We start from the raw sequence: 11,855 nt of genomic DNA, 5'->3' as shown, positions 1-11,855 counted from the left end.
CCCGCGCGGGCCGCGCCCGCGCCCCCCCGCCCGCGCGGGGGGGTGTGGGCGCGCCCGCCCCCGGCGGGGGCCGCCGGGCCGGGGGGGGGGGGGCCCCCCCCCCCCCCCCCCGGGCCCGGCAACCCCCGGCGCGCCGCCGCCCTGATAGGGAAGACTGGGCCCGTCAGCTCACCCCTGCCGGAAGGTCGCCATGCGCCGCGTCGTCATTGCCGAGGACTCCGTACTGCTGCGGGAGGGCCTGACCCGGCTGCTCACCGACCGCGGCCTGGAGGTCGTCGCGGGCGTCGGGGACGGCGACGCCCTGCTCAAGACCGTCCACGACCTGGCCGACGCCGGCGACCTGCCCGACGTCGTCGTCTCCGACGTGCGGATGCCGCCCTCGCACACCGACGAGGGCCTGCGCGCGTGCGTCGAGCTGCGCGGCCGCTACCCGCAGCTGGGCGTGCTGGTGCTGTCACAGTTCGTGGAGGAGCGCTACGCCTCCGAACTCCTGGCCGGATCCACCCGGGGCGTCGGCTACCTGCTGAAGGACCGCGTCGCCGAGGTGCGCGAGTTCGCCGACGCGGTGCTGCGGGTCGCCGAGGGCGGCACCGCGCTCGACCCGGAGGTCGTGCAGCAGCTGCTCAGCCGCAGCCGCAAGGGCGACGTTCTGGCCAATCTGACCCCGCGCGAGCGCGAGGTGCTCGGCCTCATGGCCGAGGGCCGCACCAACGCGGCGGTCGCGCGCCAGCTCGTGGTGTCCGACGGCGCGGTCGAGAAGCACGTCAGCAACATCTTCCTCAAGCTCGGCCTGGCCCAGAGCCCGGAGGACCACCGCCGGGTGCTCGCCGTGCTGACCTACATCAACTCGTAGGGCCCGTCCTGCGGATCGGGCCGGGGCCGGGGGCCGGAATGATCTCCGGCCGCCGCGCGTTGATGGTGCTGTGGGCGCGTACCGGTCATTTCCCGCCGCACGCGGGAGTTCCGGCCCCGGCCGGTTGCGCGCGCATAGGATGCCAGAGGTGCACCAGGCGGACGGGGCACAGGGTCGCGCCCGCGGTGGCGTGCCCACGAGGAGGTCCGCGGCAGTGACCAGTCAGGTCGATCAGTCAGAGGCAGTGGACGGCTCGGACGGCGACGAGAACCGTTCGGGTCCCGGTGACGGCCGCCCCGGCGCGGCCGTGCCGGCCAGTGCGCAGCGCAGACACGCCAAGCCGGTCCGCCGCCTGGACCGGGTGATCATCCGGTTCGCGGGCGACTCCGGCGACGGGATGCAGCTGACCGGTGACCGGTTCACCTCCGAGACGGCGTCCTTCGGCAACGACCTCTCCACCCTGCCGAACTTCCCCGCCGAGATCCGGGCCCCCGCCGGCACCCTGCCGGGCGTCTCGTCCTTCCAGCTGCACTTCGCCGACCACGACATCCTGACCCCCGGCGACGCCCCGAACGTCCTGGTCGCGATGAACCCGGCCGCTCTCAAGGCGAACCTGGCGGACCTGCCGCGCGGCGCCGAGATCATCGTCAACACCGACGAGTTCACCAAGCGGGCCCTCGCCAAGGTCGGCTACGCCGCGGACCCGCTCGCCGACGGCTCGCTGGAGGCCTACCACCTGCACAAGGTGCCGCTGACGACGCTGACGCTGGAGGCGCTCAAGGACAGCGGCCTGGCCCGCAAGGACGCCGAGCGGGCGAAGAACATGTTCGCCCTCGGCCTGCTGTCCTGGATGTACCACCGGCCCACCGGCGGCACCGAGAGCTTCCTGCGCGGCAAGTTCGCGAAGAAGCCGCAGATCGCCGAGGCCAACATCAGCGCGTTCCGGGCGGGTTGGAACTTCGGCGAGACGACGGAGACCTTCGCGGTCTCCTACGAGGTGGCGCCGGCGAAGCTGCCGGCCGGCCGCTACCGCAACATCTCCGGGAACCTCGCGCTGTCCTACGGCCTGATCGCCGCGGCCCAGCGCTCCGGGCTGCCGCTGTACCTCGGCTCGTACCCGATCACCCCGGCCTCGGACATCCTGCACGAGCTGAGCAAGCACAAGAACTTCGGCGTGCGGACGTTCCAGGCCGAGGACGAGATCGCCGGCATCGGGGCGGCGCTGGGCGCGGCCTTCGGCGGCGCGCTCGGCGTGACGACGACCTCGGGTCCGGGCGTCGCGCTCAAGAGCGAGACGATCGGCCTGGCCGTCTCGCTCGAACTGCCGCTGCTGGTCGTGGACATCCAGCGCGGCGGCCCGTCCACCGGCCTGCCGACCAAGACCGAGCAGGCGGACCTCCTCCAGGCGATGTTCGGGCGCAACGGCGAGGCGCCGGTGCCGATCGTCGCCCCGGCGACGCCGGCCGAGTGCTTCGCGGCGGCGCTGGAGGCGGCCCGGATCGCGGTCACCTACCGCACCCCGGTGTTCCTGCTCTCGGACGGCTACCTGGCCAACGGCTCGGAGCCGTGGCGGATCCCCGAGGTGGACGAACTCCCGGTGATCGAGCCGGACTTCGCGACCGGTCCGAACCGCGAGGACGGCGCCTTCTGGCCCTACCAGCGGGATCCGAAGACGCTCGCCCGCCCGTGGGCGCTGCCCGGCACCCCCGGCCTGGAGCACCGCATCGGCGGCATCGAGAAGCAGGACGGCACCGGCAACATCTCCTACGACCCGGCCAACCACGACTTCATGGTCCGCACCCGGCAGGCCAAGGTGGACGGCATCGCGGTGCCGCCGGTCGAGGTGGACGATCCGAGCGGCGAGGCCCGGGTGCTGGTCCTCGGCTGGGGGTCGACGTACGGGCCGATCACGGCGGCGGTGCGCCGGGTGCGGGCCGACGGCGGCGAGATCGCCCAGGCGCACCTGCGCCACCTGAACCCGTTCCCGGCCAACCTGGGCACGGTGCTGCGGAGTTACGACAAGGTCATCGTCCCCGAGATGAACCTCGGCCAGCTGGCGCTGCTGCTGCGCGCCAAGTACCTGGTGGACGCGGAGTCCTACAACCAGGTGCGCGGTCTGCCGTTCAAGGCGGCGCAGCTGGCGGACGTGCTGTGGGCGGCGATCGGCACCCTGGACGAGGAGGACCACCGATGAGCGAGCGCAGCGAGCGAACGATCAAGGGGTGCGTGTTTCGCGAAGCGACCGCCGAGCGCAGCGAGGTGGGCGCATGAGCGAGCAGCAGTTCCCCTCGTTGCGCCTGGTGCCGAAGACCGAGGAGCGGCAGACCGCGAAGGACTTCAAGACGGACCAGGAGGTGCGCTGGTGCCCCGGCTGCGGGGACTACGCGATCCTGGCGGCCGTGCAGTCGTTCATGCCGGAGCTGGGGATCAGACGGGAGAACACCGTCTTCGTCTCCGGCATCGGCTGTTCATCGCGTTTCCCCTACTACATGAACACCTACGGCGTGCACTCGATCCACGGTCGGGCGCCGGCGATCGCGACGGGCCTGGCCTCGTCGCGGCAGGACTTGAGCGTGTGGGTGGTGACGGGTGACGGCGACGCGCTGTCGATCGGCGGCAACCACCTGATCCACGCGCTGCGCCGCAACGTCAATCTGAAGATCCTGCTGTTCAACAACCGGATCTACGGCCTGACCAAGGGCCAGTACTCGCCGACCAGCGAGCTCGGCAAGATCACCAAGTCGACGCCGATGGGTTCGCTGGACGCCCCGTTCAACCCGCTGTCGCTGGCGATCGGCGCGGAGGCCTCGTTCGTCGCGCGGACGATCGACTCCGACCGCCAGCACCTGCAGTCGGTGCTGCGGGCGGCGGCGCTGCACGAGGGCACGGCGCTGGTGGAGATCTACCAGAACTGCAACATCTTCAACGACGGCGCGTTCGAGGTGCTGAAGGAGCCGGGCACCCGGGACGAGGCGCTGATCCGGCTGGAGCACGGCGCGCCGGTGCGCTTCGGCGCGGACGGCGGCCAGGGCGTGTTCCGGGGGCCGGACGGCGAGCTGTTCACGGCGGCGGTGACGTCGGACAACGAGGGTTCGCTGGTGGTGCACGACGCGCACGCGGCGAGTGCGACGGCGGCGTTCGCGCTGTCGCGGATCGCGGACGCGGACACGCTGCACCACACCCCGATCGGGGTGCTGCGGGACGTGCGGCGCCCGGTGTACGACGAGCTGATGGCGAACCAGCTGGCGACGGCGGTGGCGCACCGCGGCCCGGGCGACCTCGCCACGCTGCTGGCGGGCAACGACACGTGGACGGTCGACTGACGTCCTCCGCGCGTGCGACGGCGCCCCCTCGACCCGGCCGGTCGAGGGGGCGCCGTCGCGTGTGCCCGCCGCCGGTTACTGCCGGACCCACTCCACGACCTCGATCACGACCCCGTTCGGGTCGGTGACCTGGAACAGCTTCTCGCCCCACGGTTCCTGGCGCAGTTCCATGGTGATCCCCACGCCCTCGCCGCGAAGGCGCTCCTGCTCGGCGGCGGCGTCGGCGACGGTGAACGCGAGGATCACGCCGGCCGCGGTGTCGTCGCGGTAGCTCTCCGGCAGGACCTCGATGCCGCGCCGGAGGAACACCACGTTGACGCCCCCGCCCGGGTGGCCGAGGGAGACGAAGCCGTCGGCGGACATCAGTTCGGTGTAGGCGAAGTGCCGCTGGAGGAAGGCGGCGGACGCGGAGACGTCCGGGACGGTCAGGGAGACGACGGAGTCGGTGATCTGCACGGCGGTGGACCTCTCCTCGGAACAGGGCGTACGATTATCCCGTACGCAGTACACTATACATAGTACGGAGAAAGTGTCGAGGGGTCGGCCGCAAACGCCCGAAGGCGGGACTCCCGGGTGGGGGCCCCGCCTTCGGCGCGGTGGGTGGGGTGCGTCAGTAGACGCAGGGGATGCCGCCGTCGGACTGGGCGTCGACGCCGGGGCCCTGCATCGGCAGGGCGGCGGCCGGGTCGGCCGGAGCCTGCGAGGCGCCGGCGCCCGGGGCGGCGGGCTTGTCGCCGGCCGCGCCCGTGAAGGAGGTGCCGAGGGTGACGGTGACGTGGCCGGGCGAGGAGGAGGCCGACTCGGTGGCGGTCACGCCGTAGCGGGCGGCGATCTGGTCGGCGGCGTCCTTGGCACCCTTGCCGTAGACCACGGTGGTGGTCTTCGGCTTGGACGTCGCCTGGAGGACCTTGCCCTCCTTGAAGCCCATCGCCACGAGCGCCTTGGACTCCGACGCGCCGGCGCCCTTGACGGGGGAGGCGTCGTAGACGTTCACCGTGGCGGCCTCGGCCGCGGCGGGCGTCGTCGGCGCCTGGGCGGGCTGGGCCGCCTCGGTGGTGGGCGAGTCACCCGGGCCGCCGCCGGGTGCGGGCGCGGGTGCGGAGGCGTCGGCGTAGCCGAACACCTGCTTGACCACCTTCTGGATCTTGGACGGGGTGACGAGGTTGACGTCCTGGCCGTTCTTCTTGCCGAAGCCGTCGAAGGTGAGGGTGTTGAACTCGACGTTGCCGCCGGTCAGGGCCGGCGCCTGCTGGGCGAAGTCGAGGACGTTCCACTGGTTGTCGATGACCAGGTCCTTCTGCACGACGCCGAAGAGGTCCTTGAGCTTGCCCAGGTCGCTGATGATGCCGTCCTGCTTGAGCTTGTGCGTGACGGACGAGATGAAGGCCTGCTGGCGGTGGGTGCGGGCGAAGTCGCCGGAGTTCCCGTCCGGGCCGTCCAGGTTGTGCCGCTGGCGGACGAAGGACAGCGCCTGGGAGGCGTTGAGGTGGTTGATGCCCTTGTGGAAGTCGGCGCCGGAGCCCTGGCCCTCGATCGCCGGGTCCTTGGTGTCGTGGGTGAGGCACACGTCGATCGGCTGCACCGCCTTGGCGATGTCGTAGAAGCCCATCAGGTTGACCTCGGCGACGTGGTCGATCGGCTGGTCCAGGAAGGTCTGGACGGTGCGGATCGTCGCCGCGCGCCCGGCGTCGCGGCCGGCCTTCTCCAGGTCCGCGCCCTTGAGGCCCTTGGCCTGGAGCGCGGGCGTGGCCTTGTCCTTGGCGTTGCCGTAGGCCTCCTTGATCTTGGCCATGCCCATCTGGGTGCCGTCGCCCTTGAACGTCATGACGTAGTCGTCGCGGGGGATGGAGACGGCCTGGACCTTGCCGCCGCCCGCCGGTATGTGCAGCAGGATCAGGGAGTTGGTGTTGTAGCCGCCGATGTCGGAGCTGTGGCCGGCGTGCAGCTCGTCCTGGACGAACTCCGGGGGCAGGTCGGTGCCGTCCATGTTCTTGCGGCTGTCGAGGCCGATCAGCAGCAGGTTGACCGAGTTGTCCAGGTGCTTGGGCGCGTCCTTCTTCGTCTCGGCGATGGCGTTGGACGTCGTCATGCCGTCGGTGAGGGACGTGTACTCGTACCAGACCACGCCGCTGGACACGAAGACCGCGAGCGCCGTGGAGACGGCCGCCGTGCGGCCGGCGATGAGCAGTGGCGACCGGCGCGCGGCCGGTGCCTTCGGGGTCTGCGCGGCGCGTCGGGCCGCGCCGCGGCCCTCGCCGCCGGCGGGGTTCTCAGCCATGGTGCTTCCTCCCGTCCAGGACCACCCGGACCACGATCACCAGCACGGCCGCCCCTGCGGCCGCGGCCATCACGGGAAAGCCGTGGACGACCCACTTCGCGGAGCCGGTCGCCAGCGCCTTGCCCTTGTACGCGTCGCCGTCGGCCGCCAGTTCGGCGGCGGCCGTGACGCCGAGGACGACCAGCGGCGAGGCGCACAGCACCCACCACCAGCCGTTGCGGGTGCTCAGCGCCGCCGCCAGGCCCGTCCCGAGGACGGCGCCGGCCGCGAACGCGAAACCCATGCCGGGGCCGGAGAGCTCGTCGACGGCCGCGCCGAGCGCGGGCAGGACGAGGGCCAGCGCCGCGGGCAGCAGGGCGCCGCCGGGGCGGCGGCTCCGCGCCGGTGCGGCGCTCCGGCCCGCCGCGGCGGACCGTCCGGCCGCCGCGCCGCGCCCGGGGGCCGCGGACGGCTCGGGAGCCGCGGGCCGTCCCGGCCGCCGTTCCGGTTCCTGGGCGGAGGACGTCCGTCCTCGTCTTCCAGCCACGCACTCACCCCCGGTGTCTGCCGCGCCCGTGTGCCACGTCGGCGGCCTCACCCGGTCCCTCGGCGGGACGGCGTCGTGGTCGCTGTCGATGACTGGACGTCGGCGTTCGGCCGGCCGGTTCCCGCTGTCGGTCGGGGGCAGGCTCGCGTACAGGTTTCCTCTACACGGGTGTAGAGATCGAGCGCAGCATATAGCACCCCTGTTCGGCGCAGGTTTCGGGCCGAGGGCTCTCCGCGGTCTCCCGGCGACTTCCCCGCCCGGGCGCCGTCGGCCGTGGCGCCGATTGTCGCGGATGAGAAGGCGGTGAGAAAAGCGCTTCCCGAAAAGACGCTCCTGACCTGCGGTGATGCCGGGCTTTCCGGGTCGTTCGGGGGCGTTCGCGGGCACGGCGGACGGCGGGCTCAGGCCTCGTTGAATTCCCGCCAGCACAATGGCGCTCCCCGAGAGGCACCCGGAGGCGAGAGGAGGGGCGCGCAATGGCCGCCACCGTCACACCGCCGCCCGCGGCGGTCCGGCACCGGGCTCCGGAGGAGCTCGTCCCCGGCGCGGTGCTCGCCGCCGTCGCCCTCGGCGCGCTCGGCGTGCTCGCCCTGTGGTGGCGCGACACGGCCTTCGTGTCCGGCGCCGCGGGCTGGCTGAGCGGGGCCGGCCGGATCTCCGGCCTGCTCGCCGGGTACGCCGCGCCCGTCCTGCTGCTCCTCATGGCCCGGATCCCGCTGCTGGAGCGGGAGGTCGGCGCCGACCGGCTCGCTCGCTGGCACGCCTTCGGCGGCCGCTACCTGGTCGGCCTGGTCACCGTGCACGTCCTCACGATCGTGTGGGGCTACGCGCTGACCGACGGGCGCGGGGTGGTGGGGGAGGGCGTGGACATCGTCCTCCACTACCCCGACATGCTCAAGGCCACCGCCGGGACGCTCCTGCTGTTCGCCACCGGCGCGCTCTCCGCCCGGATCGCCCGCCGCCGCCTCGGCTACGACGCCTGGTTCTACCTGCACCTGGCCACCTACCTCGCCGTCGCGCTCGCCTTCGGCCACCAGCTCACCACCGGCGCCGACCTCGGCGACGGCCCCGCCCGCCCGGCCTGGTACGCCCTCTACCTGGGCACCCTCGCCGTGCTCGGCTGGTGCCGGCTGGCGCTGCCCTACCTGCGCGACCGGCGGCACCGGCTGCGGGTGGCCGAGGTGCGGCCGGAGGGCCCCGGAGTCGTGTCGGTGTTCCTCGTCGGTGAGCAGGTGGAGCGGCTGCGGGCCGAACCCGGGCAGTTCTTCCGCCTGGAGTTCAAGGCGCCCGGCCTGCGCTGGACCGCCAACCCGTACTCGCTGTCCGCGCCGGTGCGCCCGCCCTTCCTGCGCTTCACCGTCAAGGACCTCGGCGAGCACAGCGCCGCCGTCGCGAAGCTGGAGCCCGGCACCCCGGTGCGGGCCGAGGGCCCGTACGGCGCGTTCACCGGGCGGCGACAGCGGCGGCGCAAGGTGCTGCTGCTGGCGGCCGGGGTCGGCATCACCCCGCTGCGGGCGCTGTTCGAGACGCTGCCGGGCCAGGTGACGCTGGTCCAACGGGCCCGCCGCTCGGAGGACTTGCTGTTCCAGGACGAGCTCGCCGCGATCGCCGCCCGCCGCGGCGCCGCCGTCCACCCGGTGGTCGGCACCCGCGCCGAGGTCGGCGACCTCGGGGCCGTGCTGCGCCGGCTCGTCCCGGACCTCGCCCGGCACGAGGTGTTCCTCTGCGGCCCGGAGGAGTTCTCCGCGGACGCCGTCCGGGCCCTGCACGCGGCCGGCGTGCGCCGGATCCACCACGAGGCCTTCGGCTTCTGACCGTCCCTGCCCCGAAAGTCTCCGAAGCCCCAAGTCCCTGACCGTTCCCGACCGTTCCCGACGAGCAAGGGGAGTACCCACCGTGCGCAGAGCCGTCGTCGTCGGCAGCGCCACCGCCGCGGGCGTGATCCTGCTGCTGTCGCTCAAGCCGCACCAGGGCGCCGCGACCGCCGCCGCCCCGATCAGCTCCGGCAGCTCCGGCAGCTCGGGCGGCTCCGGTGGTACGTCCGGCACCTCCTCGGCGCCGCCCGCGCAGGCCTCGGACACCTCGGGCACCCGCGCGATCACCGGGGACTCCGTCGACACCCGGTACGGGCCGGTCCAGGTCAAGGTGACCCTCGCCGGCAAGAAGATCACCAGGATCGACGTGGTCAGGTACCCGAGCGAGAGCGGGCGGGACCGGTCCATCAACAGCTACGCCCTGCCGGTGCTCAACCAGGAGGCCCTCTCGGCCCAGAGCGCCGCGATCGACGTCGTCTCCGGCGCCACCTACACCAGCGACGGCTACACCCGCTCGCTGCAGAGCGCCCTCGACAAGGCGGGCTCATGACAGCGGGGGTGCGCAGGCACGCCGAGCACGTGATGGGGACGGTCTTCTCCTTCGCCGTTCACGGCGGCGGCCGGGAACTGGAGGACCTGCTCGCCCGGATCGTCGTGCGGCTGCACCGGATCGACGAGGTCTTCTCCCCTTATCGGGCGGACAGCGACATCAACCGGTTCGAGCGCGGGGAGATCGCCCTCGGCGCGTGCGACCCCGAGGTCGCGGAGGTGCTGGCCCGCTGCCGCGAGGTGGCGGCGCAGACGGACGGCTTCTTCACCATGCGGCCCGGCGGGGTGCTCGACCCGAGCGGCTGGGTCAAGGGCTGGGCGGTCGAGGAGGCCTCGCGGGCCCTGCGGGAGGCCGGCTACGGGCGGCACTGCGTGAGCGGCGGCGGCGACGTCCAGACGGCGGGCGGGCCCTGGCGGGTCGGCATCGCGGACCCGCTGCGGCCGGGGGAGGTGGTCGCCGTGGTCACCGGGAACGACGTCGCGGTGGCGACCTCGGGCACCGCCGAGCGCGGCGCCCACATCGTCGACCCGTACCGGGGGAGACCGGCGCAGGGCCTCGCCTCGCTGACCCTGGTCGGCGAACGGCTGGCGCGCGTCGACGCGTGGACGACGGCGGCCTTCGCGATGGGTCCCGACCGGGGCCTCGCCTGGGCGGCCGCCCAGCCGGGGATAGAGGCGCTCGCCGTCCTGCCGACCGGCGCCACCCGGTGGACCCCGGGCTTCCCGGCCCGCACGGACGCGGCGCGGGCGGTCGGATGACGGGGGAGGAGCGGCCCGAAGCCCGCCGCCGCAGGCGCACCTGCCGCCCGGCGGCACCGGTGGCCCCACCGCCGGCCCCGGCCACACCCCGCCCGGCCGGGGCCCCGCCGCGCCGCGCGGCCGGTCCCGTCGGGCCGGCTTCCGGCCGCGGCCCTCGCCCTCGTCCGGCCCCCGCCCCCGCCCGGCCCTCGCCCCCGGCAGGGCTTCCCCGGCCGGCCGCATCCCGGCCCTCGCCCCACTGCTATACACTGCACCGGCTAGTTTCCCATTCAGGACAGGAGTCGCCGTGGCGGTGACGAGCGGAGCAGGGCGCCCGGAGAAGCGGGTGGCCATCACGCGGGCCGCGACGGCGGTGTTCGGGCGCGAGGGGTACGTCCGCGCGAGCATGGACGCGATCGCGGCGGAGGCCGGCGTCTCGAAGCGCACGGTGTACAACCACTTCGCCGACAAGGAGACGCTCTTCCTGTCGGTCGCCCTGACGAGCTCCGCCGAACTGACCGGCACGATCCGCGAGTTGGCCGACCGCCGCCTCGGGAAGATCGTCGACCTGCGGCAGGACCTCACCGACTTCGCCGTCGACCGCGCGCACGCCGTCCTGTCCGCGGGCGATCACGGCGCGCTCGGCCGCGCGATCCGCGCCGAGGTGGCCAACATCCCGGCGGACGTCCTCGAGGCGTGGCTGGAGGCGGGCCCGATCGCCTCGCTGCGCGACCTCGCCGAGAGGTTCACGGCCCTGGCCGCCCGCGGGCTGCTGGCGGTCGACGATCCGGCCCTGGCCGCCGAGCAGTTCACGCTGCTGACCTTCCACGGCGTGGCCGACCGCTCCTTCTGGGGCGCGCTGCCGGTGCCGGAGCAGGAGGTCGGGCGGATCGCCGCCGTCGGGGTCGACGCGTTCCTCAAGGTCTACGGGGTGCCCGCGGGCACCCCGTAGACCGGGGGCGTCACTTCCAGACGACGCCCTTGCCGATGGTGTACGGGTCGGCCGAGTACTCGGCGCCCGCGACCTTGGAGGCCGCCGGCGCGAGCGACACGAAGCAGCCGACGGCGGACTGGCCGTTGGTGAAGCCCGGGGGCATCGGGCTGGCCGTGCACTTCGGGAAGGACGTGAAGATCGCCACGCCCTGCGCCCCGGAGCCGTCCGGCTGGAGTCCCCTGATGTGGGTCAGGGTGCTGTTGGACAGGTCGGTGGTGCCGACGTTGGTGAACTTGTAGTGGATGTAGTACGGCACCATGCCCGCGGCCTTGTCGCCGAGCTTGAGGCTGTCCAGGTCGGCCTGGGTGCCCTGCTCGATCGAGGTGACGGCCATGGCGATGCTGCCCTTGGTGCTGCCGGAGCTGAACGGCACCTGGACGGTGTCGCCGATCTTGGCGGTGGTCCCGGCTGCGGCGTCCTTGCCGGTGCCGGCGGCCAGGGCGCCCCCGGGCGCGGAGGCGGTGGGCGCGGCGGCCGGGGTCGTCGGCGCGGCGGCGCTCGGGGTGGCGGACGGCGCGGCCGCGGTGGTCGCCGGGGCCGCGGTCGTCGGGGCGGCGGGTGCGGCGGTCTTCGCCGTGTCGGACGACGAGTTGTCGTTGCAGGCGGTGAGCGTCAGCACGCCGACGACGGCGAGGCCGGCGAGCGCGCGCATGCCCGTACTGGAGGCGGAGCTGTTCACGTGTCGTTCCCCCGTGCTCGTGGACCGTCGGTCGGCGGTCCTCTCGGTGAACGTTGATAGCGCACGCCGGCGCACGGGCACCACGGCTTTGACGGCCTTTT

General features: G+C 73.5%; 11 protein-coding genes. 7 read left to right on the top strand and 4 right to left on the bottom strand.

All coding sequences use genetic code 11. The annotated features are described in order from the left end of the window. Positions 1 to 190 precede the first annotated feature (190 nt). From ACFV4F_RS11480 to ACFV4F_RS11470, 3 genes are all read left to right on the top strand, one after another. On the top strand, positions 191 to 853 hold the full coding sequence (locus tag ACFV4F_RS11480; RefSeq protein ID WP_380440044.1) for a response regulator: 663 nt from the start codon (positions 191 to 193) through the stop codon (positions 851 to 853). 214 nt (positions 854 to 1,067) lie between these two features. Further along, complete coding sequence (locus ACFV4F_RS11475) at positions 1,068 to 3,047, top strand: 2-oxoacid:acceptor oxidoreductase subunit alpha (RefSeq protein ID WP_380440046.1); 1,980 nt, start codon at positions 1,068 to 1,070, stop codon at positions 3,045 to 3,047. A gap of 73 nt (positions 3,048 to 3,120) precedes the next feature. After that, positions 3,121 to 4,176 (top strand): 2-oxoacid:ferredoxin oxidoreductase subunit beta, encoded by a 1,056-nt coding sequence (locus ACFV4F_RS11470; RefSeq protein WP_380440048.1) that lies wholly within the window; start codon positions 3,121 to 3,123, stop codon positions 4,174 to 4,176. Positions 4,177 to 4,251: 75 nt separating this feature from the next. Here the strand turns inward: ACFV4F_RS11470 and ACFV4F_RS11465 are convergent, their stop codons facing one another. The 3 genes from ACFV4F_RS11465 to ACFV4F_RS11455 all read right to left on the bottom strand — a co-directional run bounded on the left by ACFV4F_RS11465 (position 4,252) and on the right by ACFV4F_RS11455 (position 6,980). Next, positions 4,252 to 4,632: a VOC family protein gene (locus ACFV4F_RS11465; RefSeq protein ID WP_380440050.1), complete on the bottom strand. Its 381-nt coding sequence runs from the start codon at positions 4,630 to 4,632 to the stop codon at positions 4,252 to 4,254. Positions 4,633 to 4,786: 154 nt separating this feature from the next. Beyond that, positions 4,787 to 6,454, bottom strand: a complete 1,668-nt coding sequence (locus tag ACFV4F_RS11460) for an LCP family protein (RefSeq protein ID WP_380501728.1) — start codon at positions 6,452 to 6,454, stop codon at positions 4,787 to 4,789. After that, complete coding sequence (locus ACFV4F_RS11455) at positions 6,447 to 6,980, bottom strand: DUF6542 domain-containing protein (RefSeq protein ID WP_380501726.1); 534 nt, start codon at positions 6,978 to 6,980, stop codon at positions 6,447 to 6,449. The genes ACFV4F_RS11460 and ACFV4F_RS11455 overlap by 8 nt, the downstream gene beginning before the upstream one ends. Positions 6,981 to 7,456: 476 nt before the next feature. Between ACFV4F_RS11455 and ACFV4F_RS11450 the strand changes: the two genes are divergently transcribed. The 4 genes from ACFV4F_RS11450 to ACFV4F_RS11435 all read left to right on the top strand — a co-directional run bounded on the left by ACFV4F_RS11450 (position 7,457) and on the right by ACFV4F_RS11435 (position 11,033). Continuing rightward, on the top strand, positions 7,457 to 8,794 hold the full coding sequence (locus ACFV4F_RS11450; protein WP_380501724.1) for a ferric reductase-like transmembrane domain-containing protein: 1,338 nt from the start codon (positions 7,457 to 7,459) through the stop codon (positions 8,792 to 8,794). An 82-nt stretch (positions 8,795 to 8,876) separates the two neighbouring features. Further along, positions 8,877 to 9,344, top strand: a complete 468-nt coding sequence (locus ACFV4F_RS11445) for an FMN-binding protein (protein ID WP_380501722.1) — start codon at positions 8,877 to 8,879, stop codon at positions 9,342 to 9,344. Further along, the gene (locus ACFV4F_RS11440; protein WP_380501720.1) at positions 9,341 to 10,102 is read left to right on the top strand and encodes an FAD:protein FMN transferase; all 762 of its coding nucleotides are present in this window, start codon (positions 9,341 to 9,343) and stop codon (positions 10,100 to 10,102) included. Before ACFV4F_RS11445 ends, ACFV4F_RS11440 begins: the two co-directional genes overlap by 4 nt. Positions 10,103 to 10,388: 286 nt before the next feature. Then, the gene (locus ACFV4F_RS11435) at positions 10,389 to 11,033 is read left to right on the top strand and encodes a TetR/AcrR family transcriptional regulator (protein WP_380443752.1); all 645 of its coding nucleotides are present in this window, start codon (positions 10,389 to 10,391) and stop codon (positions 11,031 to 11,033) included. 10 nt (positions 11,034 to 11,043) lie between these two features. On the opposite strand, the gene ACFV4F_RS11430 is transcribed toward ACFV4F_RS11435, so the two are convergent. After that, a complete protein-coding gene (locus ACFV4F_RS11430) occupies positions 11,044 to 11,754 on the bottom strand; it encodes a hypothetical protein (protein WP_380443754.1) in 711 nt (236 codons plus the stop codon). Positions 11,755 to 11,855 lie beyond the last annotated feature (101 nt).

The sequence above is a fragment of the Kitasatospora sp. NPDC059722 genome (assembly GCF_042733235.1).
Taxonomy (GTDB): Bacteria; Actinomycetota; Actinomycetes; order Streptomycetales; family Streptomycetaceae; genus Kitasatospora.
The sequence above is the reverse complement of the archived record's forward strand: the minus strand, read 5'-3'. Positions and strand labels throughout refer to the sequence as shown.

Coding starts and splice junctions, on each gene's coding strand:
- ACFV4F_RS11480 (WP_380440044.1), top strand. CDS start 191: ATGCGCCGCGTCGTCATTGCCGAGGACTCCGTACTGCTGCGGGAGGGC.
- ACFV4F_RS11470 (WP_380440048.1), top strand. CDS start 3,121: ATGAGCGAGCAGCAGTTCCCCTCGTTGCGCCTGGTGCCGAAGACCGAG.
- ACFV4F_RS11460 (WP_380501728.1), bottom strand. CDS start 6,454: ATGGCTGAGAACCCCGCCGGCGGCGAGGGCCGCGGCGCGGCCCGACGC.
- ACFV4F_RS11450 (WP_380501724.1), top strand. CDS start 7,457: ATGGCCGCCACCGTCACACCGCCGCCCGCGGCGGTCCGGCACCGGGCT.
- ACFV4F_RS11440 (WP_380501720.1), top strand. CDS start 9,341: ATGACAGCGGGGGTGCGCAGGCACGCCGAGCACGTGATGGGGACGGTC.